Source organism: Collinsella aerofaciens (assembly GCF_005844325.1).
In the GTDB taxonomy this organism is placed as follows: Bacteria; Actinomycetota; Coriobacteriia; order Coriobacteriales; family Coriobacteriaceae; genus Collinsella; species Collinsella aerofaciens_G.
The window spans coordinates 1-20,583 of the sequence record NZ_SPFY01000022.1 but is presented as its reverse complement, the minus strand read 5'-3'; the positions used below and the strand labels follow the sequence as shown (position 1 = coordinate 20,583).

Sequence of the window (20,583 nt, the reverse complement as noted above, 5' to 3'; positions counted from 1 at the left end):
GTAGCACAGGGAGGTGCCCCGGGAATGCTCGTTTATGTTCGCGGCGCCGGCGATATCGCCACGGGTGTCGCCGCTCGCTTGGTGCGCGCCGGCGTGTCGGTCGTTATGGCCGATATCGCGGTTCCCACGTGCATCCGCCGCACAATCAGTTTTTGCGAGGCTATTCGCCTGGGCGAGGTCCAGGTCGAGGGCATTCGCGCTCGCTTGGCGCAGACGCCGGCAGAGGCGCTCGAGATTACCCAAGCGGGGGATGTTGCCGTCGTGGTGGACCCTCAGGCCAAGATGCTCGATGAGCTTAAACCCGCGGCTGTGGTCGACGCGATTCTGGCCAAGCGCAACCTGGGCACCACGCGCGACATGGCGCCTACCGTCATCGCCGTGGGGCCGGGCTTTACCGCGCCGGTCGATTGCGACGCCGTGGTCGAGACCATGCGCGGGCATTTCCTGGGCCGTGTCATTACCCAAGGTTCACCCCAGCCCAACACGGGCGTGCCGGGCGTCATCGCCGGATATGGCAAAGAGCGTGTTATCCACAGCCCCGCCGCCGGCGTGTTTCGGTCCGACCGCGCAATCGGCGACATCGTGCGCGCCGGAGACGTGATTGGCTACGCGGGCGATACGCCCATGCGCACGCAGATCGATGGCTGTCTGCGCGGGCTTTTGGCGAACGGCGTGCAGGTGACCGAGGGCTTTAAATGCGCCGATGTCGATCCGCGTGGCGATGCCAGCTATATCAACTACATTTCGGACAAGGCGACGTCGGTCGGCGGCGGCGTGCTCGAGGCACTCGCTATGCTCACCGATATCTTTAGAGGATAGAAGGCGGCAATGGAAAAGCTCGATGTTGTGAATGCGGCGCTTGCCGCCCTGCGTGCTGGCGAGACGTGCGAGCTCGTGGTCGTGGCCGGCACGGCGGGGTCGTCGCCGCGCGGCGTGGGCGCCTGGATGGCCGTCTTTGCCGACGGCAGCCAGGCGGGCACTATCGGCGGCGGCAAGATTGAGCTCTTTGCGCTGGATGAGGCGCGCGAACTCCTGAGCGCGGGACAGTCGCGTCTGGTCCGCTACACCATGGGCGGCGAGAACTCCGATACCGGCATGATCTGCGGCGGAGCCATTTGCCTGTGCTATCTGCATCTGGATGCGACCCAGGCACCGTTGTTCCAGGAAATTGCCGACGTCTTGGTCTATCGGCGCATCGGCGACTTCGTCATCGACTTTGAGCCGTTTATCGCGAGCGCGCTCGAGGGCGATGTGGCCGAGTACCATGGCGAGGCATCGCGCCATACCATTGCGGGCTGCCCCGGGCTTTCACTGGTGGAGGAGGGGAGTAACGTCACCTACACCAACGCTGCCTCCGAGATTCCCGCGGCGCACATCGAGACGCTCTGCCCCGAGGGCCTGACCTACATCTTTGGCTGCGGACACGTGGGCGCCGCGACGGCGCGCGTGCTCACGGCGGCGGGCTTTGCCGTCGTGGCCTGCGATGACCGCCCCGGCACGTTGACGCCCGAATGGGTGCCCGGTGTCTACGATCGTCGCCTGGTCGATTACAAGAACCTGAGCGAGCTGTGTCCCATCGGTCCGCGCGACTTGGTGGTCGTCGCCACGGCGGGTCACAAGTCCGATATCGACGTGGTGATTCAGGCCATGCGTGCCAAGCCTGCCTATCTGGGCTGTCTGGGTTCGCGCCGCAAGACGGCCTTTGTGCGTGCCCGCCTGGAGCAGGAAGGTTTTACGCAGGACCAGATCGACGAGCTGCACCTTCCGATCGGCGTTGCCATCGAGGCCGAGGACCCCAAGGAGATCGCCATCTCCATCGCCGCCGAGATGATCCACCTGCGCCGCACCAAACTCGTCCCCCGCAAGCGCTAATCGGATCCCCACCAATAAGTTGCGGTGAAATACGGACTGTTTAAGCCTGTTAGGCCGCCAAACAGTCCCTATTTCACCGCAACTGCTTTTTGGGATCCATTTGTGCGGGGGAGTTGTGGAGTTGTGCAGGCAGACGAGGTTTTTCTGGAAATACGCTCCCGATGCGCGTATAGTACCGATTGTTTTGTCGGCTCCTGCTGCGTCGAGTCCAAACCGCAAAATGCCATGAGCGGCGCGGATGCAGCCAGGAGGCACGAGGACAACCCATCGTGGCCACGCCCCGTGCTTAAAACCCCAAGAAGGAGTGAACAATGGCAGAAGAGAAGTATGTGCCGCGTCTGAAGACCAAGTACAACAACGAGGTCAAGCAGCAGCTTCAGGACAAGTTCCAGTACGAGAACGTCATGATGATCCCCAAGTTTGAGAAGATCGTCGTGAACATGGGTGTCGGCGAGGCCGCTACCGATTCCAAGGCCATCGACGGTGCCGTGCGCGACCTGCGCGCCATCACCGGCCAGCAGCCGATGATCACCCGTGCCCGCAAGTCCATCGCTACCTTCCGCCTGCGCGCTGGTATGCCGATCGGCTGCAAGGTTACCCTGCGTGGCGACCGTATGTGGGAGTTCTTCGATCGTCTGACCTCCGTCGCGATCCCCCGTATCCGCGACTTCCGCGGCATCTCCGCCAAGAGCTTCGACGGCCGTGGTAACTTCTCCATGGGCGTCACCGAGCAGCTCATCTTCCCCGAGATCGACTTCGACTCCGTCGATCACCAGCGCGGTATGGACATCACTTTCGTGACCACCGCCAACACCGATGAGGAGGCCAAGGCCCTTCTGGACGCCTTCGGTTTCCCGTTCAAGAAATAGGTTCACCTGCCCTATAAGCGCCGTTCCCACAAGGGGGCGGCGCTTGGGGCGAACAATACTCTATGTGAGGAGGATATAAGTGGCTAAGACATCGATGATCGTCAAGTGCAATCGCAAGCAGAAGTTCTCTACTCGTGAGTACACGCGCTGCCAGCGCTGCGGCCGTCCGCACTCTGTGTACCGCAAGTTCGGCCTGTGCCGTGTCTGCTTCCGCGAGCTTGCACTCAAGGGCGAGCTTCCCGGCGTTAAGAAGGCCAGCTGGTAAGTCACTACCAGCGTTTCAAGCATCAGTTTGGAACAGGGAAAACGCGCTAAAAAGGCTTTGCCGTTAAGGGCGGCGAAGAACCAAGAGCACGTGTTCATCAAGAACGAAGGAGAATCTGTATGAACCTTACAGACCCGATCGCAGATATGCTTACGCGCATCCGTAACGCTAACTCTGTGAACAAGGCCACGGTCTCCATGCCGAGCAGCAAGAAGCTCGTCGAGATCGCTCGTGTTCTGCACGAGGAGGGCTACATCGAGGGCTACGATGTCGAGGACACCGTTCCCCAGAAGACTCTGCACATCACGCTTAAGTATGGTCCCAAGAAGGCTAAGGTCATCAACGGCATCCGCCGCATTTCCAAGCCGGGCCTGCGTAAGTACACCGGCGTTGCTGACATGCCCCGCGTCCGCGGTGGCCTTGGTACCGCCATTATTTCCACCAGCCATGGCGTCATGACCGACCGCGATGCTCGCAAGCACAACGTCGGCGGCGAGATCATCGCTTACGTCTGGTAATTCGCTCGGTAGGTAGAAGGAAAGGAGATCACCGTGTCTCGTATCGGTAATAAGCCTGTCCAGATTCCCGCCGGAGTCGAAGTGGCAGTCAACGGCAACAACGTTGTCGTCAAGGGCCCCAAGGGCCAGCTCGAGCTCGATGTCTTTGAGAAGCTCGCTATCAACGTCGAGGACAACGTCCTCACCGTTTCCCGTCCCGACGACGAGCGTGAGACCCGTGCCCGCCACGGCCTCACCCGCGCCCTCATCCACAACATGGTTGTTGGCGTTTCCGAGGGCTTCGAGAAGAAGCTCGAGCTCGCCGGCGTCGGTTACCGCGTGCAGCAGAAGGGCAAGAACCTCGAGTTCTCCCTGGGCTTCTCGCACCCCGTGATCGTCGAGGCTCCCGAGGGCATCACCTTCGAGGTTCCCGACAACACCCACGTGAACGTCAAGGGTATTAACAAGCAGCAGGTCGGTCAGATCGCCGCTGAGATCCGCGGCCATCGTCCTCCCGAGCCTTACAAGGGCAAGGGTATCCACTACGTTGGCGAGCACATCCGCCGCAAGCTGGGTAAGGCCGCCAAGTAGTCGTAACCGACTCACTCGCATAAGACCAGCACCCCGTCAGGTGCTGGCAAGATCAACCTTTTTAGGAGTTTACGTATGAACAAGCATAAGGCGAAGCTGGAAGGCCTCAAGCGTCGTCAGCGTCGTGTTCGCGGCAAGGTCTCGGGTACCTCCGAGCGTCCGCGTCTTCGCGTGACCCGTACTAACGCCAACATCTATGCCCAGATCATCGACGACAGCAAGGGCTCCAGCCTGACGCTCGTCTCTGCCTCGACCCTCGAGGCCGAGTTCAAGGGCACCCACACCTCGAACAAGGAGGCTGCGGAGAAGGTCGGTCAGCTCGTTGGCAAGCGCGCCATCGAGGCCGGCATCACCAAGGTCGCCTTCGATCGCGGTGGCCGTATCTACCATGGCCGCGTCAAGGCCCTCGCCGACGGTGCTCGTGCCGCCGGTCTCGAGTTCTAGGAGGTATGTAGCACATGGCTCGTAATCAGAAGCAGCAGCGCGAGGCCTCCGAGTTCGAGGAGCGCGTCGTTTACATCAACCGCGTGTCGAAGACCGTCAAGGGTGGTCGTCGCATGAGCCTCGTCGCTCTCGTCGTCGTTGGCGACGGCAAGGGCAACGTCGGCGTTGGCATGGGCAAGTCCGCTGAGGTGCCCATGGCCATCTCCAAGGCATCTCTCGATGCCAAGAAGAACATGTTCCACGTGCCGGTGACCGAGCAGGGCACCATCCCGCACGAGGTTCTCGGCCACTTTGGTGCCGGCCGCATCATCATCAAGCCCGCTGTCGAGGGTACCGGCGTTATCGCCGGCGGCGCTGTGCGTCCCCTCTTTGAGCTTGCTGGCATCAAGAACGTCCTGTCCAAGTCCCTCGGTACCGACAACGGCCTCAACATCATCAAGGCTGCCGTCGAGGGCCTCAAGGAGCTCTCCAGCCCTGAGGACGTCGCGGCTCGCCGTGGCCTGACGGTCTCCGAGATGTTCGTCGGTAAGGAGAACTAAGCATGGCTGACACCATCAAGATCAAGCAGGTCCGCAGCACCAACGGTTGCAAGCAGGACCAGGTCCGTACTGTCCGTGCCCTCGGTCTCCACAGGATCCGCGAGGTTCGCGAGATTGCTGACAACGAGTCCGTCCGCGGCATGATCTTCAAGGTCAAGCACCTTGTCGAGATTGTAGAGGAGTAGCAAATGCAGCTTCACGATCTTACTCCCGCGCCCGGTTCCACCAAGAACCGCAAGCGCGTCGGCCGTGGCAATTCTTCGGGTCACGGCACCACTTCTGGCCGCGGCCAGAAGGGCCAGGGTTCCCGCTCTGGCGGCACCAAGGGTGCCGGCTTCGAGGGTGGCCAGACTCCGCTGGCTATGCGCCTGCCCAAGCTTCCGGGCTTCCGCAACCCCCGTCGTATCGAGTACACCGCCGTTAACGTTGAGCGTCTCGAGCGTAAGTTCGAGGACGGCGCTGTGATCGACGGTGCCGCTCTTAAGGCCGCTCGCATCACCAAGAGCGAGTTCGAGCCCGTCAAGGTGCTCGGCAATGGTGAGCTCACCAAGAAGTTCACGGTCAAGGTCGACAAGGTCAGCGCTTCTGCGCAGGCCAAGATCGAGGCCGCCGGCGGAAAGGTCGAGCTGCCGTGCTAAATGGTCTTAAGAATGCTTTCCGCATCAAAGAATTGCGCGAAAAGATTCTTTTTACCATAGCTATGCTCGTCGTGTACCGCATTGGTGCGCACGTTCCTGTGCCCGGCATTCCCTTCCAGGGGATGCTGGGCCTTTTCTCGACCGATAACAATTCGGTCGCCGCAGGTGCTATGGCCCTCCTGAATCTTTTCTCTGGCGGCGCGTTGAGCTATGTGTCGGTGTTTTCGCTGGGCATCATGCCTTACATCACCAGCTCGATCATCCTCCAGATGCTCCAGGCCGTCGTGCCTTCCCTGCATGAGCTTGCCCGCGAGGGCGAGGTCGGTCAGACCAAGATTACGCAGTATTCGCGTTACCTCACCCTGGCTCTGGCAATCCTCAACTCCGTGGGTTACCTCTTCCTCTTTAAGAGCTTCGGCATCAGCTTCAATGGCGCCGGCGCTCCCGAGATCATCTTCGACCTCATGATCGTCGGTACGCTCACTGCGGGCGCCATGCTGATCATGTGGATTGGTGAGCTCATCACCCAGCGCGGTATCGGCAATGGCATGTCGCTGATCATCTTCGCGAACATCATGGCCGGTCTGCCGCAGGCTATCTTCTCCAGCACCGAGGGCAATGCCGGTGGCATCATCACCATGGTGATCATCTGCGCCATCATCCTGCTGGTTATCCCGCTGATTGTTTTCCTTGAGCGCGGCCAGCGCCGCATCCCGGTCTCCTACGCTAAGCGCGTCGTGGGCCGTCGCATGATGGGTGGCCAGACCACCTACCTGCCCATCAAGGTCAACACCGCGGGTGTCGTGCCGATCATCTTCGCTTCGGCGCTGCTGTACTTCCCGGCTCAGATTGCCGTGTTCTTCCCCGGCATCGGCTGGATTCAGGCAGTTGCCTCCGCGCTTTCGACCGGTTGGCTCAACTGGGTGCTTAACGTTGTCCTCATCGTGTTCTTCGCGTACTTCTACACCTCCATGGTGTTCAACCCCGATGACACGGCCGATAACCTTAAGAAGCAGGGCGGCTTTATTCCGGGCGTGCGTCCGGGTAGGGCTACCGCGGCCTACATCAAGAACGCGCTCAACAAGATCACGCTTCCCAGCGCTGTCTTTTTGGCGCTCATCGCCATCGTGCCTTCGATCATCTTCTCCTTCACGGGTAACCATCTGATCCAGGCATTTGGCGGCACGTCCATCCTCATCATGGTCGGCGTCGTGCTCGACACGGTCGATAAGCTCGAAGGCCAGATCAAGATGTATGATTACGATGGATTCTTTAAATAGGCTAGAGGAGGATTGCTCATGAACCTCGTATTGCTCGGAGCTCCGGGTGCCGGTAAGGGCACCGTCGCACAGGAGCTCGTCGCCGAGTTTGGCGTCGCCCACATTTCCACGGGCGACCTGCTGCGTGCTGCCGTCAAGGGTGGCACCGAGCTTGGTATTCAGGCTAAGAAGTACATGGACGCTGGCGAGCTCGTTCCCGACCAGCTCGTGATCGACCTTGTCAAGGAGCGCCTTGCCGCCGATGACGCCCAGCAGGGCTTCATCCTCGACGGCTTCCCGCGCAACACCGCCCAGGCTGTGACGCTCGATTCCGAGCTCTCCGCCATGGGTCGCGAGATCGACTGCGCCCTTCTGGTCGATGTGGCCCCCGAGGTCATTATCGATCGTCTGTCTTCGCGTCGCACCTGCCGCGCATGCGGTTACACCGGCACCGCTGCCGATGCTACCTGCCCCAAGTGTGGCGGCGAGATGTATCAGCGCGACGACGACAAGCCCGAGACCATCAAGAACCGTCTCGACGTCTACGAGAAGTCCACGAGCCCGCTCGTCGACTACTATCGTGGCCAGGGTCTGCTCAAGTCGGTCAACGGTGACCAGGCTCGCGAGACCGTGTACGGGGATGTCAAAGAGGCTCTCGGTCTATGATCAAGATTAAGTCTGCAACGCAAATCGAGCAGATGAAGAAGGCAGGAGCGCTATCTAAGATGGCGCTCCGCCACGTTGGAGCCATGGTGCGCCCCGGCGTTTCCACCTTTGAGCTCGATCAGCTCGCGGAGCAGATTATCCGCATGCATGGCGGCACCCCGGCCTTTAAGGGTTACGGCGGGTTCCCGGGGACCATTTGCGCATCGATCAACGATGCCGTGGTCCACGGTATTCCCAACCCCGACATGATCCTGCGCGATGGCGATATCATCTCCATCGATACGGGAGCCGTTGTCGACGGTTGGGTCGGCGATAACGCTTGGACGTTTTTCGTCGGCACCCCCACGCCCGAAGCCAAGGCTTTGTGCGAGGTCACGCGCGATTGCCTTAAGGCTGCCATCGAGCAGGCTGTTCCCGGTAACCATATCGGGGACGTCGGTTATGCCGTTCAGTCCCTCGCCGAGTCTCACGGTTACGGTGTGCTTCGTGATTATGTAGGCCATGGCATTGGCCGCGTGATGCACGAGGACCCCAACGTTCCTAACTATGGAAAGAAGGGGAGGGGCGTTCGCCTCCAGGCCGGCATGGTTATTGCCATCGAGCCGATGGTTACGATGGGTTCCAACCATGTGAGCACGGGCTCCGACGGTTGGATTGTTACGACCAACGATCACCTGCCCGCCGCGCACTACGAGAACACCGTCGCCATTACCAATGATGGTCCGGTGATTCTCACCACGGATGCCCAAGGTGCTTGGTGCTCCCTCCAAGGCGGAGAAATGTAACAAGTTCCACTTAGTTGTGGAGCCATTACGAAGTTATTACGATGCGTGCATACGTGTTGTAGAATACTCAATCGCTGTCGTTTTCTAGAGAAAGATGATTGCTTGTGAAGAAGGAAGACGCAATTGAGCTCGAGGGTACGGTAAAGGAACCGCTGCCCAATGCCATGTTTAAGGTCGAGCTCGAGAACGGTCATTCGGTTCTGTGCAACATTTCTGGCAAGATCCGAATGAATTACATCCGTATTCTCCCCGGTGACAGGGTTGTCGTGGAGCTTTCCCCGTACGACCTGACCCGCGGCCGCATCACCTATCGCTACAAATAGCGGCACGCATACACGCACTCCATTTCCGACTGCAGGCTTAGCTCAACCTACGGTCGGATTGTGTGTGAAGACCAGCCATAGTTTTAAACGCCTGCGGCTGGGCGAGTAGATAGTAGGGAAGTAGTTTGAGCGCTACCGAAAGGAAGAACGATGAAGGTACGTCCTTCGGTCAAGAAGATGTGCGATAAGTGCAAAATCATTAGGCGCCATGGCAAGGTCCTCGTCATTTGCGAGAACCCCCGTCATAAGCAGCGTCAGGGTTAAGAGAGGAGACTACGTTGGCCCGTATTAATGGTGTCGACCTCCCGCGTGAGAAGCGCGTTGAGATCGGTCTGACCTACATTTACGGCATCGGCCGCACCACTGCGACGAAGATTTGCGTCGAGTGCAACGTTAACGTGGATACGCGCGTTAAGGACCTCACCGAGGATGAGGTTAACGCCATCCGCGATTATATCGATAAGAACCAGATCATGGTTGAGGGCGACCTCCGCCGTGAGCGCAACCAGAACGTCAAGCGCCTTATGGACATCGGCTGCAACCGCGGCCTTCGTCACCGCAAGGGCCTCCCGGTCCGCGGCCAGCGCACCCACACTAACGCTCGTACCCGCAAGGGCCCGAAGCGTCAGATCGGTGCTAAGAAGAAGAAATAAGGAGCGCTAGATAGATGGCTACTGCTAAGAAGAACGTTCGCGCTGCCCGTCTGAAGCGCGCGGACCGTAAGAACATTTCCGTGGGCCAGGCTCACATTCGTTCTACGTTCAACAACACGATCGTTTCGATCACCGATCCCCAGGGCAACGTCATTTCCTGGAAGTCGGCTGGCCAGGTGGGCTTCAAGGGCTCCCGTAAGTCCACGCCGTTCGCTGCCCAGATGGCTGCCGAGGCTGCTGCCAAGCAGGCCATGGAGCACGGTATGAAGAAGGTTTCCGTCTTCGTCAAGGGCCCCGGCTCCGGTCGTGAGACCGCCATCCGCTCCCTCCAGGCTGCTGGCCTCGAGGTCTCGAGCATCCAGGACAAGACCCCCATTCCGCACAACGGCTGCCGCCCCAAGAAGCGTCGCCGCGTGTAACTGAAAGGATCGTATCAATATGGCAATCGACAGGACTCCTGTTCTTAAGCGCTGCCGTCAGCTCGGGATCGATCCCGCTGAGCTCGGTTACAGCAGCAAGAAGGAATCTATCCGTCAGCCCAAGCGCCGTCGCAAGGAATCTGAGTACGGCATGCAGCTGCGCGAGAAGCAGAAGGTCAAGTTCATCTATGGCGTTCTGGAGAAGCAGTTCCACGGCTACTTCAACAAGGCCCGCAAGATGAACGGCGTCACCGGTGAGAACCTCATGATCATCCTTGAGTCTCGCCTCGACAACGTCGTCTTCCGTCTTGGCTTCGCCCGCACCCGCAAAGAGGCTCGTCAGTCCGTCCGTCACGGTCACTTCACCGTGAACGGCAAGCGCGTGGACATCCCGTCCTACCGCGTCAAGGCCGGTGACGTCGTCGCTGTCGGCGAGAAGTTCCGTGACCTCCTCCCCATCAAGGAGGCCCTGATTTCCTCCGAGCGCTTTGAGGTCCCTGGCTGGCTCGAGGTCGATATCGAGAAGCTGTCTGGTAACGTGCTCGCTCTGCCGACGCGTGAGCAGATCAGCGGTGATATCAACGAGCAGCTCATCGTCGAGCTCTACTCTAAGTAGTCCATCCGGGCTGCTGAGGCTGGAGGTAATACATGTCAGAATTCATTAGGCCTCAGGTTCAGGTCGAAGAGATCAACGAGACGTCTGCTCGTGTCTCCGTCGAGCCGCTCGAGCGTGGTTACGGCGATACGCTGGGTAACTCCCTTCGTCGCGTTCTTCTGTCCTCGCTCGAGGGTGCCGCCGTCGAGGCTATTCAGATCGATGGTGCGCAGCACGAGTTCATGACCATCCCTAACATGGTCGAGGATGTCACCGACATCGTCCTGAATGTCAAGGGGCTTGTCTTCAGGGCTCTCGGCACGACCGACGAGGCGACCGCCACCATCTCGGTTGACGGCCCCTGCGAGGTCACCGGTGCGGACTTCTTTATTCCGTCCGAGTTTGAGCTGGTCAACCCCGAGCAGCACATTGCTACGCTCACCGAGGGTGGCCATCTCACCATGAGCATGCGCATCGGCTATGGCCGCGGCTATGTTTCTGGCGAGGCCAACAAGCGCGACAACGATCCCATCGGTGTGATCCACGTCGACTCGCTGTACTCGCCGGTTTCCCGTTGCGCCAAGCTCGTTGAGGCTTGCCGTGTCGGTCAGCACACCGACTACGACCGCCTTGTCCTCGAGATCGAGACCAACGGCTCCATCGCCCCGCGCGACGCCGTGGTCCAGGCTGCCAATATCATCAACCAGCATATGGCCGCCTTTATGAACCTTGCCGAGACCCCCGAGGTCGAGGAGGAGGCTTCGATTTTCGCTCCCGAGGTCACCAACGACAACGCCGAGCTGGACAAGCAGATCGAGGATCTGGACCTTTCCGTCCGTTCCTACAACTGCCTTAAGCGCGCCAGCATTCACTCGGTCCGTCAGCTCGTTGAGTTCTCGGAGAACGATCTGCTCAACATCCGTAACTTCGGTGTTAAGTCGATCGAGGAAGTGAAGGACAAGCTTGAGTCCATGGGCCTGAGCCTGAAGGCTTAATGCTTCGCATATTTGAGGAGAAACTAGACCATGCGTCACAACGTTAAGAAGGGCCTGAAGCTCGGCACCGATGCGAGCCACACCAAGGCCATGAAGAAGAGCCTTGCTAAGGCCCTCTTCGAGAACGACCGCATCAAGACCACCGAGACCCGCGCTAAGGCGCTGCGTTCGGTCGTCGATCCGATCATCACTTGGGCCAAGAAGGGCGACCTGCACTCTCGTCGTCTGGCTATCGCCAAGCTCGGCGATAAGCAGCTCGTTGCCGAGATCTTCGACAAGGCTGCCCAGGGTATGTGGCAGGATCGCAACGGCGGTTATACCCGCATCATGAAGCTCGGTAACCGCAAGGGCGACAACGCTCCCATCGTTATCATGGAGCTCGTCACCGAGCCTTGCACGCCTAAGGCCAAGAAGGCTGCTCCGGCCCCCAAGAAGGCCGCTGCTCCCAAGAAGGTCGAGGCTGCCGAGGAGGCTCCTGCTGAGGAGACCGCTGAGTAGACAATCCGTCTGCATAGGCTATATTCGAGGGGTACGTTCGCGTACCCCTCTTTTTTTGTCGAAATGCCATTGCCTGTTTGTTGGGAGCGCCCATGACCGCGCCGTCTGATTTCAATTCGATTCCAGAGCTCGATGCCACGCTCGTTTTCCGCGTGGCATACGATGGCTCGTCCTATAGCGGCTTTGCCGAGCAGCCGGGACAGACGACGGTTGCGGGTGAGCTGCGTCGAGCCATCGAGACGCTGCTTCGCCGTCCGATCGATCTGACGTGCGCGGGTCGCACCGATGCCGGCGTGCATGCCGTGGCTCAGTACATCAGCGTGCCCGTAACGGACGCTGAGCTCGCCCTAACGCGCCGTAGGTGGCTGCGGGCTATGGATGCCCTGCTGCCCAAAGATATCGCCATCAACGAGGTCTACAAGGCCCGTAAAGGCTTTTCTGCACGTTTTGACGCGCGTTCCCGTACGTATACGTACCGTATTGCCGATCGGGATGCGCGCCCCGTGCTGTCCCGCGGTGCGGTGTGGTGGCATCGCTATCCCTTGGATGTTGAGGCTATGTCTGCTGCCTGCCCCGCGCTGCTGGGCGAGCAGGACTTTAAAAGCTTTTGCAAGGTTGCTTCTGCCGTGGGCAAACCTACGCACCGCTGCGTAATGCGCGCCGAGTTTGGCCATGAGGTTGCGTTTGGCGAGGACATCCTGACGTTTACCATCGAGGGCAATGCGTTTCTGCATTCGATGGTCCGTACGATCGTTGGCACGCTTGTCGCGATTGGCATGCATCGCCGTGAACCCGAGTGGATGCGCGAGGTCATCGATGCTTGCGACCGTACCGCTGCGGGCCCCACGGCTCCTGCCTGCGGCCTTACGTTTATGGGCGTGGATTACGATCCCGCCGAGCTCGTCGTGCTCGACTAGGGGAGGGCTCGACGCGTCGTGCGTCGACACCCATTATCTGTGGGCTGCGCGTGTGCAACATCTGTTCTTGGCGTGCAATACAACCGGTGTCTCATTGCTTTTATTGCCGGGGTGTACCATGAACCACGGTTTGATTCATTGCTGTCGAGAGGACGGATAACTTGGTTCGACGTGGCTCGCATCCGCGACTTTCGGTGATCCTTGTGGTAGAAGGTTCGCCCAGCTATGCGATGCGTGCGCTCGAGAGTATCCAGAACCAAGACCTCTACGATTTGCAGATTGTCGTTGTTTGCCGCGATGCTGCGCCCGGTGTGCGCCATTCGCTTCAAGTTGCTGCCGACAGGGACATCCATATTGATTTGATTGACGTCGAGGACGCGAAGCGCGGCGCTTGCCTTCGTGCCGGTTTTGCTGTCTCGCGCGGCTCTCAAATCATCGCTATGAACGCCGATGAGTGGTTTGCTCCGCAGTCCCTTTCCAAGATGGTCGATATCGCGTGCGATACTGCGGCAGACATAGTGTTCCCCACGGTGTCGCTCGACCGCTATGATGCACATCGAGAACGCCATTCGCGCGTCTTGGATGCTGCCTCTATTGCCATAGAAGACGAGTCTTCTATGGTGACTGGGCTGCCCCAGTTGATTTTGGGCGGCCTAGTCGCTCAGACCTCTGGCGTGATGTATAGCCGTCCGCTGTTTGAGGCATGCCTGTCGCGCGGCAAGGCGTACCGTACGGTTGAGTTTATGGCTTATGCGCTCTCGCAGGCACGATTCGTGTCCGGCTGCGGCGACGCTTGTTTCCACGCGGTGGCACCTAAGCTTACAGATGCCTTTGATCCCACCATGTATGCCAGGATATCCGATGACACTCGAGCGCTCGACGAGCTTGCGGACTCACTCTCGGAAGCAGATAGCGGTGGTCGGCTCAAGCTGGCAAGCCAAAAGTTCTACTTTGCCGGACTGGTCGCCTGCATCGAGAATTTGTGTCTTAGCCCGCATGGAGTGTCGTCAATCGAGCGTTCCGCCCGCATGCGTGATATGCTCGAGGCGCCTCGAACCCGTCAGATGGTCGCCGCGCTCAAGGATAACCATCGGGGACTCGGTTTGTTGTTTGGGCCGATCGCCAGCGCCAAGCCCGCGCGCTGCGTGATGTGTACGCATCTGGCAGCTTTTCTTAACCGGACGGGCGCAAAAACCGCCTAAACGGCTCATTTCGAAACAAATTTGCATAGAATTGTTTCGAAATGCGTTCTTATACACAAAAGCCTTCAAATAGCGTTAAACTATTCAGTCACTGATTGATTGTCTCCGCCATCTTTTGGAGAGAGGGTTTGTATGGCTAAAAAACGCAATGGGCGCCAGGATGCCATTAGAGATATTGTGCGCAATAAGGACGTCCGCACGCAGCGCGTGCTGGTCGATGAGCTCCGCGCTATGGGCTTTGATTGCACGCAGGCGACTGTCTCTCGCGATATTGCCGATATGGGGCTGCGTAAGCTCCCCGAGGGTATCTATGTTCTGGCAGAGGACCTGCACCTGCAGCGTATGGTTTCCGAGCTCGTAACGGGCGTTCTGCGCACCGATAATCTGGTTATGATCAAGGCTCAGCCTGGTACGGCTTCCGGCATCGCCGCCGCCGTTGATGCGGCAGAGTTGCCCGATGTGCTTGGCTCGCTTGCCGGCAACGATACGATTTTGGTTATTGCCCAGACGGCCGAGGACGGCGAGCGTCTCGAGGCGCTGATCAATAAGCTGAGCAATTCTCGCAAGTAGGCGTGCGGGTCGTGCGCTCGGCACTGTGTGCGTGACATGGTAGCTTGTAAGGGGGTATCGACGTTGGTCGGTACCCCCTATATTGTTTGCCGGTATAAAGGCCGTCCACCAGGTCGCTTTAAACTAAAAGGCCCCCGAGCACTTTAATAAGCTGCTCGGGGGCCTTGTTGCTAATGGCCGGATGAATTTCTAGCCAACCGTATCGTCAGGCGTGGGCGAGGGGTCGGGAGTGGGTGTAGGCGTAGGCGTAGGCGTAGGCGTGCCGCCATCGCCGCCGGTCGAACCACCAGTGGAGCCGCCCGTCGAGCCACCGGTCGTACCGGTGCCGCCGGTGGTGTCGCCGCCCGTGGTCTCGGTGGTCGTGGTCGTCGTGGTAGTCGTTGTGGTGGTTTCCTCTTCGTCCTCGTTCTCGTCCTTGTCGTCGTTCTCCGTCTTCTTGGTGTTGTTGGTGCCGTAGAACTTCCAGACGCTGTTGTTCTTGTAGGTGGGCGCCGTTCCGGTCGCAAACTCCTCGCGCTCGGTACCGGTCAGAACGGTGTTCATAAACCGCTTAAAGACAGGCAGGTTGGTGCTGTCGCCCAGCAGGTCTGTGCCGTATTTTTGGATGGGAATCTCGCCCGCGGAATAGCCGGTCCACAGGGCGCACGCCAGCTGCGGGGTATAGCCGCAGAACCACAGGTTGGTGGTGTTGTCGGTGGTGCCCGTCTTGCCGGCATAGGGCTGGTTGACGCTCAGGGCGCCGGCAGCACCCGTACCGCCGCCCTTCATGACGCCGGACAGAACATCGGTGACCGCGGCGGCCTCGCCCTCGGTAAGTACCTGTGAGGGATTGTCGGTGTGCTGGTACAGCACCGAACCGGTACGAGAGTCAATCTCGGTGATGGCGATCGGCTGGCGATAGTAGCCGCCGTTGGCAAACGTCGCGTAGGCGGCGGCCATCTCGAGCGGCGAGATCGAGCCGGTGCCGAGGGTCATGACGGGAACGTCCTCGATGTTGTCCTTGGCGGGATCGATGCCGAGCTTTTTGACGAGCGAGATGATCTTGCTGTTGCCGACGGCTTCCGCCACCTGGATGTAGCCGGTGTTGGAGGAGTATGCCGTCGCCTGCTTAAGCGTGATGTTGCCATAGCTATGGTTGGCGTAGTTTTGGACCTCGGTCGTGGTGCCCTTGGCCTTGAGCGGCGAGTTGCAGTTGAGGGTGACGTTGGGGTTCATGCCGTTTTGGATGGCAGTTGCCAGCGTAAAGGCCTTAAAGGTGGAGCCGACGGGACGCTTGGCCGTGGCATGGTTTACGTGGTTCTCGTCGGCGTTGTAATCGTAGCCGCCCACCATGCACTTGATGTAGCCGGTCTTGGGGTCGACGACGACCATGCCCATGTCCAGGCCGTCGAGCGAGAGCGTGTCGAGCTGCTCGCGAACGGCATTCTCTGCCACCTGCTGCATCGTGGGGTCGATGGTGGTCTTGACGGTCAGGCCGCCCTTAAAGAGCACGTCGGTCGAGAACTCCTGCTCCAGCAGCTGCTTAACATAGGCGACAAAGTAGGGCTGCGAGTATACGTCAACGCCGCTGCCCGAGATTTCGGTCACGTTGAGGGTGATGGGCTCGGCCTGTGCGGCATCGTGCTCCTCCTGCGTAATGTGGCCCAGGCGCAGCATGTTGTCGAGGACCTTGTTGCGACGGGACAGCGCCAGGTCGGGGTTGACCGTGGGGTCGTACTGCGAGGGCGAGTTGGGAAGGCCGATCAACAGCGCGGCCTCGCTCAGGGTGAGGTCTGCGGCGCTCTTGGACAGGTAGGTCTCGGCGGCGGCCTCAATACCGTAGGCGCCGTGACCGTAATAGATGGTGTTGAGGTACATCATGAGGATCTCGTCTTTGGAGTACATGTCCTCCATCTTTACGGCGATGTAGGCCTCGCGCACCTTACGCTCGATGGTCGAGTCGAACTGCTCCTCCTGCAGGATGGTGTTGCGCACCAGCTGCTGGGTGATAGTCGAGGCGCCTTCGTGCCCGCCGCCGAGGGTTGCCACCGCAGCACGCGCGATACCCCACAGGTCGATACCGCCGTGCTCGTAGAAGCGCTCGTCCTCGACGTCAACGGTGCCCTGTAGCACGTAGGGGGAGACCTTGTCCTTGGTGATGGACTTGCGGTTTTGCGTGTAGAAGCTCGCGATCTTGTTGCCGTTGCAGTCGACGATCTCGGTGGGCTCGCTCACCAGATACGCGTTGGCGTCGGTGTAGTCGGGCAGATCGGACAGCCAGCGGTTGACGTTGCCGACCATGCCGATGCCAAATGCCACGCCCGCAATCAGCAAAAAGCCCAAAAACGAGAGCAGGATTATGGGCAGGGCATGCGTCTTTGAACGGCTGCGTCCCTGTCGTTGGCGAGGACCCATATATTGACCTCCAGGTATGTCGTGCCGGACGGCGGATGTGCCGTCGGGGCAGGATGGACATAAGTTATTACACGATAAACCAAACGGGGCGCGCGAGGCCTCGTGTATGCTGGAAGACGGCATTTTTCAGAGTGAATGCATACCTTGGTAAGGAGTTTGCCGATGGCGATTCGGGCGATGGGGCCGAGCGGACAACACAAGACTGGATTGGATGCTGCCGGTGCGGCGCTGCCCGAGCTGCTGGCGCCGGCGGGCGGGCTCGACCAGATGTTTGCGGCCATCGCCGCGGGCGCCGATGCCATCTATGCGGGGTTGGGCGGCTTTAACGCCCGTGTGAGTGCGCACGGTTTTACCGACGACGAGTTTGCGCGCGGCTGCGCCGTGGCGCATGCCCATGGCGTGCGTGTGTACGTGACGCTCAACGTGTTCGTGTTTGACGATGAGTTGTCCGACGCGGTGGCGTTGGGAGCTCATGCACTGGAGCTGGGCGCCGATGCTCTGATTGTCGCCGATGCCGGGCTGGCCTGCGCGCTGCGCGCGGCGATTCCCGGGGTCGAGATTCACCTGTCCACGCAGGCGGGCGTTCATAGCGAAGGCGCCGTGCGACTTGCCGCCGATGAGCTGGGGGTCGAGCGCGTGACGACGGCACGCGAGCTGACGGTCGACGAGATTGCGGCGCTATGTGCCACGGGCGTGCCCATCGAGGTATTCTGCCACGGTGCGATTTGCATCGGCTATTCGGGGGCGTGCGAGTTCTCGGCCCTGCGGCGTGGGCGCTCGGCGATGCGCGGCGACTGCACGCAGCCGTGCCGTCTGGCGTACGACCTGGTGGACGAGGCGGGGCAGAGCGTTGTCGCCGTCGAGGGAGATCGCCTGCTGTGCCCGCGCGACTATCTGGGTATTGCACATCTGCCCGAGCTTGTAGATGCCGGCGTGGCGTCGCTCAAGATCGAGGGGCGCATGAAGAACCCCGATTACGTATTCAACGTGGTGCGGGTGTGGCGCCGGGCACTCGATATGCTGTACGACGGCGCGTGGGACCCCGGTGCCGTGGAAGAGCTTGAGCGCGAGCTGGGAAGGTCGTTTAACCGTGGGTTTACCGATGCGTACCTGCGAGGGCGTTCGGGTGCCGAGCTGATGAGCTTTGAGCGTGCGATTAACCAGGGCGTGCGCGTGGGGCGCTTGGTCGCTGTGGGCCACGAAGAGGTGACCGTTGAGCTCGACGCCGCCGTGGCGGCGGGTGACACGCTCGAGATCCGGTTTTATCCGGGTGCCGACGCGCGTCCCGATGTGCCCAAGCGCTGGCCGCAGGTGCCCTGTCCGGTGGATGCCGCAGCGGGGGAGCGCGTCGTCGTGCATTGCAAGCGTAAGGTTGACACGGGCTGCGAGGTGTACCTGATTCGCAGCGCCGGCGTGTTGGATCAGACGGCGGCGGTGTTGGAGCGCATGCGGGCCGAGGCGGATGCGATTGCGCCCGTTGCGCGTGCCGTTGAGGTGCTGCCCTTTGAGGACGTTGCGGTGGATGGCGGTGCGTCCACGGAGTTGGTGGAGTGCGCGGTTCCCACTCGCATGGTTTTTGCTTGGCAGCTGATGGATGCCGACCCGCGCGGAGAACTTGATTTGTCCGACGCCGTTGTGGTGCTTGACGAGGTGTGCCGCACGGGTGACGCTGACTGGACCCGCTCACTGATACAGCGTGCCGGGCGCGTCGTCTGCCGCAACCTGGGACAGGTGGTGATCGCTCGCGAGCTGGGCGTGACGTTTGACGTGGCGGCGCCGGTGTTCTGCGCGAATCGGGCCACGCTTACCTGGCTGCGCGGACTCGGTGCGGGGCGGGTGTGCTTGCCGGCGGAGTTGCTCGGCAATGATGCGGAGCGTATTGCCGAACTGGCCGCTGAACCCGGCGTCTTGGGTCCGGTCGACGCCGACCGTCCCGAGCTTATGGTGTGCGAGCACTGCCTGCTGACCGCCGAGGGCGTCTGCGCCACCGATGCGACGGGACAGGTTCGTTGCCGCGACTGCTTGCGTCGTCGGCAGGTACGCTATCTGGTCGAGCGTGACGGTACACGTCTGCCAGTTGCCATTGACGCATGCGGCAGGACGAGGATTTTCCTGTCGTAGGTGCTGCGTCGCGTCAGTTTGTTATCATAAGAGAGTTTATGGACTTCCAGCACCGCCGTTTTCGGCGAGGGTGCTATAGCAAAAGGAGGATACCCAATGCTGTCTGTTGACGAGCAAATGCGTATCATCACCTCGGGCGCCGCGCAGATCGTTCCCGAGGCCGACCTTCGCAAGAAGCTTGAGAAGGGCGAGCCCCTCAACATCAAGCTCGGCGTCGACCCCACCAGCCCCGACCTGCACCTGGGCCACGCCGTGCCGCTGCGCAAGATGCGTCAGTTCCAGGACCTGGGCCACAACGTCACCCTCATCATCGGCAACGGTACCGCGTTGATTGGCGACCCTTCGGGCAAGAATTCCACCCGTCCGCAGCTTTCGCAGGAGCAGATCGAGGCCAATGCCGAGACCTACGTGAGCCAGGCCATGAAGATCCTGGATCCCGAGAAGACCACCATCGTGCACAACGGTGACTGGATCCTTTCGATGGATCTGGCCGGTCTGCTGCAGGTGTGCTCCAAGTTCACCGTCGCCCGCATCCTCGAGCGCGACGACTTTACCAAGCGCTACCAGTCTCAGACGCCGATCGCCCTGCATGAGTTCCTGTATCCCGTGATGCAGGCTTTCGACTCCGTGCAGATCAAGGCCGACGTCGAGATGGGCGGCACCGATCAGCTCTTCAACCTGCTCGCTGGCCGTGAGCTCATGGAGAAGATGGGCATGGAGCCGCAGATCGCGCTCACCATGCCGCTGCTCGAGGGCACCGATGGCGTGCGCAAGATGTCCAAGTCCTATGGCAACTACATCGGCCTGACCGACGCTCCCAAGGATATGTTCGGCAAGACCATGTCCATCCCCGACGAGATGATCGGCAAGTACTATCGTCTGGCCAGCTCGCTCACCCCGGCCGAGGTCGACAAGATCGACGCCGCCCTGGCCGATGGTTCTGCCGACCCCTACGAGCTCAAGCGCGCTCTGGGCCGCGACCTGTGCGACACCTACCACGGCGCCGGCGCCGGAGACGAGGCTCAGGCCGAGTTCGACCGCGTGTTCAAGGAGGGCCAGCTTGCCGACTTCCCCGAGAAGCATGTCGAGCTGACCGTCAACGACGAGGGCCAGATCTACCTCGCCGGCCTGCTCAAGAACTTGGGCCTTTCGGCGAGCGCCGGCCAGGCTCGTCGCGATATCGACGGCGGTGGCGTCAAGATCAACGGCAAGGCCGTGGCTCCCAAGAGCTACAACATCGACCCCAGCGCCCTCAAACTGGGCGACACCCTCTCCGTAGGCAAGCGCAAGGGCTTCAAGCTGGTCTAGCAAGTAGGTCAACCTAACATGTGCAATAGGGCCGCAGCCGGAACTCCCGACTGCGGCCTTTTGAGTTGCGGTGAAATAGTTCCTAAAAATGCCATACGGGCGCCCAGGGGGGGTGCGGACAGAAAGTTGGACCGTGAAGCGGTCCGGACTGGAGGTTCGCATG

At 60.4% G+C, this 20,583-nt stretch carries 26 protein-coding genes; 25 read left to right on the top strand and 1 reads right to left on the bottom strand.

The window, feature by feature from the left end; translation table 11 throughout:
- Positions 1-24 precede the first annotated feature (24 nt).
- The 23 genes from yqeB (at position 25) to FGQ61_RS07290 (ending at position 14,597) form a co-directional block, all read left to right on the top strand.
- Positions 25-819, top strand: coding sequence for a selenium-dependent molybdenum cofactor biosynthesis protein YqeB (yqeB, locus tag FGQ61_RS07400; protein ID WP_138375098.1), 795 nt, complete (start codon positions 25-27; stop codon positions 817-819).
- 9 nt (positions 820-828) lie between these two features.
- A complete protein-coding gene (locus FGQ61_RS07395; protein ID WP_138375097.1) occupies positions 829-1,872 on the top strand; it encodes an XdhC family protein in 1,044 nt (347 codons plus the stop codon).
- 311 nt (positions 1,873-2,183) lie between these two features.
- On the top strand, positions 2,184-2,741 hold the full coding sequence (gene rplE, locus FGQ61_RS07390) for a 50S ribosomal protein L5 (protein WP_006235260.1): 558 nt from the start codon (positions 2,184-2,186) through the stop codon (positions 2,739-2,741).
- A gap of 79 nt (positions 2,742-2,820) precedes the next feature.
- Positions 2,821-3,006 carry a type Z 30S ribosomal protein S14 gene (locus FGQ61_RS07385; protein ID WP_022094280.1) on the top strand — a complete coding sequence of 62 codons (186 nt, stop codon included), beginning with the start codon at positions 2,821-2,823 and terminating at the stop codon, positions 3,004-3,006.
- Positions 3,007-3,125: 119 nt separating this feature from the next.
- The gene (gene rpsH / locus FGQ61_RS07380; protein WP_006235262.1) at positions 3,126-3,524 is read left to right on the top strand and encodes a 30S ribosomal protein S8; all 399 of its coding nucleotides are present in this window, start codon (positions 3,126-3,128) and stop codon (positions 3,522-3,524) included.
- A 33-nt stretch (positions 3,525-3,557) separates the two neighbouring features.
- Positions 3,558-4,094, top strand: a complete 537-nt coding sequence (rplF, locus tag FGQ61_RS07375) for a 50S ribosomal protein L6 (protein WP_006235263.1) — start codon at positions 3,558-3,560, stop codon at positions 4,092-4,094.
- Between the two features lie 75 nt (positions 4,095-4,169).
- Complete coding sequence (gene rplR, locus FGQ61_RS07370; protein WP_006235264.1) at positions 4,170-4,538, top strand: 50S ribosomal protein L18; 369 nt, start codon at positions 4,170-4,172, stop codon at positions 4,536-4,538.
- Positions 4,539-4,552: 14 nt separating this feature from the next.
- Positions 4,553-5,077 (top strand): 30S ribosomal protein S5, encoded by a 525-nt coding sequence (gene rpsE, locus FGQ61_RS07365; RefSeq protein WP_006235265.1) that lies wholly within the window; start codon positions 4,553-4,555, stop codon positions 5,075-5,077.
- Positions 5,078-5,079: 2 nt separating this feature from the next.
- Positions 5,080-5,262, top strand: coding sequence for a 50S ribosomal protein L30 (gene rpmD, locus FGQ61_RS07360; protein ID WP_006235266.1), 183 nt, complete (start codon positions 5,080-5,082; stop codon positions 5,260-5,262).
- Positions 5,263-5,265: 3 nt separating this feature from the next.
- Entirely contained in the window at positions 5,266-5,715 is a 450-nt protein-coding gene (gene rplO, locus FGQ61_RS07355) for a 50S ribosomal protein L15 (protein WP_006235267.1), read from the top strand.
- A complete protein-coding gene (gene secY, locus FGQ61_RS07350) occupies positions 5,709-6,995 on the top strand; it encodes a preprotein translocase subunit SecY (protein ID WP_035137447.1) in 1,287 nt (428 codons plus the stop codon). The genes rplO and secY overlap by 7 nt, the downstream gene beginning before the upstream one ends.
- Positions 6,996-7,013: 18 nt before the next feature.
- Positions 7,014-7,640 (top strand): adenylate kinase, encoded by a 627-nt coding sequence (locus FGQ61_RS07345; RefSeq protein WP_006235269.1) that lies wholly within the window; start codon positions 7,014-7,016, stop codon positions 7,638-7,640.
- Complete coding sequence (gene map / locus FGQ61_RS07340; protein WP_006235270.1) at positions 7,637-8,425, top strand: type I methionyl aminopeptidase; 789 nt, start codon at positions 7,637-7,639, stop codon at positions 8,423-8,425. The genes FGQ61_RS07345 and map overlap by 4 nt, the downstream gene beginning before the upstream one ends.
- Positions 8,426-8,529: 104 nt before the next feature.
- A complete protein-coding gene (gene infA / locus FGQ61_RS07335; protein WP_035137443.1) occupies positions 8,530-8,748 on the top strand; it encodes a translation initiation factor IF-1 in 219 nt (72 codons plus the stop codon).
- A gap of 150 nt (positions 8,749-8,898) precedes the next feature.
- Positions 8,899-9,012: a 50S ribosomal protein L36 gene (gene rpmJ, locus FGQ61_RS07330; protein ID WP_006363204.1), complete on the top strand. Its 114-nt coding sequence runs from the start codon at positions 8,899-8,901 to the stop codon at positions 9,010-9,012.
- A gap of 14 nt (positions 9,013-9,026) precedes the next feature.
- Positions 9,027-9,401: a 30S ribosomal protein S13 gene (gene rpsM / locus FGQ61_RS07325; RefSeq protein WP_022094275.1), complete on the top strand. Its 375-nt coding sequence runs from the start codon at positions 9,027-9,029 to the stop codon at positions 9,399-9,401.
- Positions 9,402-9,415: 14 nt separating this feature from the next.
- Positions 9,416-9,820 (top strand): 30S ribosomal protein S11, encoded by a 405-nt coding sequence (gene rpsK / locus FGQ61_RS07320; RefSeq protein ID WP_006235274.1) that lies wholly within the window; start codon positions 9,416-9,418, stop codon positions 9,818-9,820.
- A gap of 19 nt (positions 9,821-9,839) precedes the next feature.
- Entirely contained in the window at positions 9,840-10,436 is a 597-nt protein-coding gene (rpsD, locus tag FGQ61_RS07315) for a 30S ribosomal protein S4 (RefSeq protein WP_006235275.1), read from the top strand.
- 32 nt (positions 10,437-10,468) lie between these two features.
- Entirely contained in the window at positions 10,469-11,410 is a 942-nt protein-coding gene (locus FGQ61_RS07310; protein ID WP_006235276.1) for a DNA-directed RNA polymerase subunit alpha, read from the top strand.
- A 30-nt stretch (positions 11,411-11,440) separates the two neighbouring features.
- Positions 11,441-11,908 (top strand): 50S ribosomal protein L17, encoded by a 468-nt coding sequence (gene rplQ, locus FGQ61_RS07305; protein ID WP_055287451.1) that lies wholly within the window; start codon positions 11,441-11,443, stop codon positions 11,906-11,908.
- A 92-nt stretch (positions 11,909-12,000) separates the two neighbouring features.
- Positions 12,001-12,825, top strand: a complete 825-nt coding sequence (truA, locus tag FGQ61_RS07300) for a tRNA pseudouridine(38-40) synthase TruA (protein ID WP_055287449.1) — start codon at positions 12,001-12,003, stop codon at positions 12,823-12,825.
- Between the two features lie 203 nt (positions 12,826-13,028).
- Positions 13,029-14,027 carry a glycosyltransferase family 2 protein gene (locus FGQ61_RS07295; RefSeq protein WP_138375096.1) on the top strand — a complete coding sequence of 333 codons (999 nt, stop codon included), beginning with the start codon at positions 13,029-13,031 and terminating at the stop codon, positions 14,025-14,027.
- Positions 14,028-14,159: 132 nt separating this feature from the next.
- Positions 14,160-14,597 (top strand): arginine repressor, encoded by a 438-nt coding sequence (locus tag FGQ61_RS07290; protein WP_006235280.1) that lies wholly within the window; start codon positions 14,160-14,162, stop codon positions 14,595-14,597.
- A 189-nt stretch (positions 14,598-14,786) separates the two neighbouring features.
- On the opposite strand, the gene FGQ61_RS07285 is transcribed toward FGQ61_RS07290, so the two are convergent.
- On the bottom strand, positions 14,787-16,991 hold the full coding sequence (locus tag FGQ61_RS07285; protein WP_138375095.1) for a transglycosylase domain-containing protein: 2,205 nt from the start codon (positions 16,989-16,991) through the stop codon (positions 14,787-14,789).
- A gap of 162 nt (positions 16,992-17,153) precedes the next feature.
- Here FGQ61_RS07285 and FGQ61_RS07280 point away from each other — a divergent pair, with 162 nt between their 5' ends.
- Both FGQ61_RS07280 and tyrS read left to right on the top strand, forming a co-directional pair.
- Entirely contained in the window at positions 17,154-19,112 is a 1,959-nt protein-coding gene (locus FGQ61_RS07280; RefSeq protein ID WP_171021544.1) for a U32 family peptidase, read from the top strand.
- A gap of 96 nt (positions 19,113-19,208) precedes the next feature.
- Positions 19,209-20,420: a tyrosine--tRNA ligase gene (tyrS, locus tag FGQ61_RS07275; protein ID WP_171021543.1), complete on the top strand. Its 1,212-nt coding sequence runs from the start codon at positions 19,209-19,211 to the stop codon at positions 20,418-20,420.
- Positions 20,421-20,583: the final 163 nt, after the last annotated feature.

Excerpts from the sequence above, each read along its gene's own strand:
- tyrS (WP_171021543.1), top strand. The coding sequence starts at position 19,209 with ATGCTGTCTGTTGACGAGCAAATGCGTATCATCACCTCGGGCGCCGCG.
- rpsH (WP_006235262.1), top strand. The coding sequence starts at position 3,126 with ATGAACCTTACAGACCCGATCGCAGATATGCTTACGCGCATCCGTAAC.
- FGQ61_RS07285 (WP_138375095.1), bottom strand. The coding sequence starts at position 16,991 with ATGGGTCCTCGCCAACGACAGGGACGCAGCCGTTCAAAGACGCATGCC.
- rpmJ (WP_006363204.1), top strand. The coding sequence starts at position 8,899 with ATGAAGGTACGTCCTTCGGTCAAGAAGATGTGCGATAAGTGCAAAATC.
- map (WP_006235270.1), top strand. The coding sequence starts at position 7,637 with ATGATCAAGATTAAGTCTGCAACGCAAATCGAGCAGATGAAGAAGGCA.
- FGQ61_RS07280 (WP_171021544.1), top strand. The coding sequence starts at position 17,154 with ATGGCGATTCGGGCGATGGGGCCGAGCGGACAACACAAGACTGGATTG.
- rpmD (WP_006235266.1), top strand. The coding sequence starts at position 5,080 with ATGGCTGACACCATCAAGATCAAGCAGGTCCGCAGCACCAACGGTTGC.
- rplR (WP_006235264.1), top strand. The coding sequence starts at position 4,170 with ATGAACAAGCATAAGGCGAAGCTGGAAGGCCTCAAGCGTCGTCAGCGT.
- FGQ61_RS07290 (WP_006235280.1), top strand. The coding sequence starts at position 14,160 with ATGGCTAAAAAACGCAATGGGCGCCAGGATGCCATTAGAGATATTGTG.
- rpsD (WP_006235275.1), top strand. The coding sequence starts at position 9,840 with ATGGCAATCGACAGGACTCCTGTTCTTAAGCGCTGCCGTCAGCTCGGG.
- yqeB (WP_138375098.1), top strand. The coding sequence starts at position 25 with ATGCTCGTTTATGTTCGCGGCGCCGGCGATATCGCCACGGGTGTCGCC.
- truA (WP_055287449.1), top strand. The coding sequence starts at position 12,001 with ATGACCGCGCCGTCTGATTTCAATTCGATTCCAGAGCTCGATGCCACG.
- FGQ61_RS07310 (WP_006235276.1), top strand. The coding sequence starts at position 10,469 with ATGTCAGAATTCATTAGGCCTCAGGTTCAGGTCGAAGAGATCAACGAG.
- rpsK (WP_006235274.1), top strand. The coding sequence starts at position 9,416 with ATGGCTACTGCTAAGAAGAACGTTCGCGCTGCCCGTCTGAAGCGCGCG.
- FGQ61_RS07345 (WP_006235269.1), top strand. The coding sequence starts at position 7,014 with ATGAACCTCGTATTGCTCGGAGCTCCGGGTGCCGGTAAGGGCACCGTC.
- rpsE (WP_006235265.1), top strand. The coding sequence starts at position 4,553 with ATGGCTCGTAATCAGAAGCAGCAGCGCGAGGCCTCCGAGTTCGAGGAG.
- rplQ (WP_055287451.1), top strand. The coding sequence starts at position 11,441 with ATGCGTCACAACGTTAAGAAGGGCCTGAAGCTCGGCACCGATGCGAGC.
- rplE (WP_006235260.1), top strand. The coding sequence starts at position 2,184 with ATGGCAGAAGAGAAGTATGTGCCGCGTCTGAAGACCAAGTACAACAAC.
- rplO (WP_006235267.1), top strand. The coding sequence starts at position 5,266 with ATGCAGCTTCACGATCTTACTCCCGCGCCCGGTTCCACCAAGAACCGC.
- FGQ61_RS07395 (WP_138375097.1), top strand. The coding sequence starts at position 829 with ATGGAAAAGCTCGATGTTGTGAATGCGGCGCTTGCCGCCCTGCGTGCT.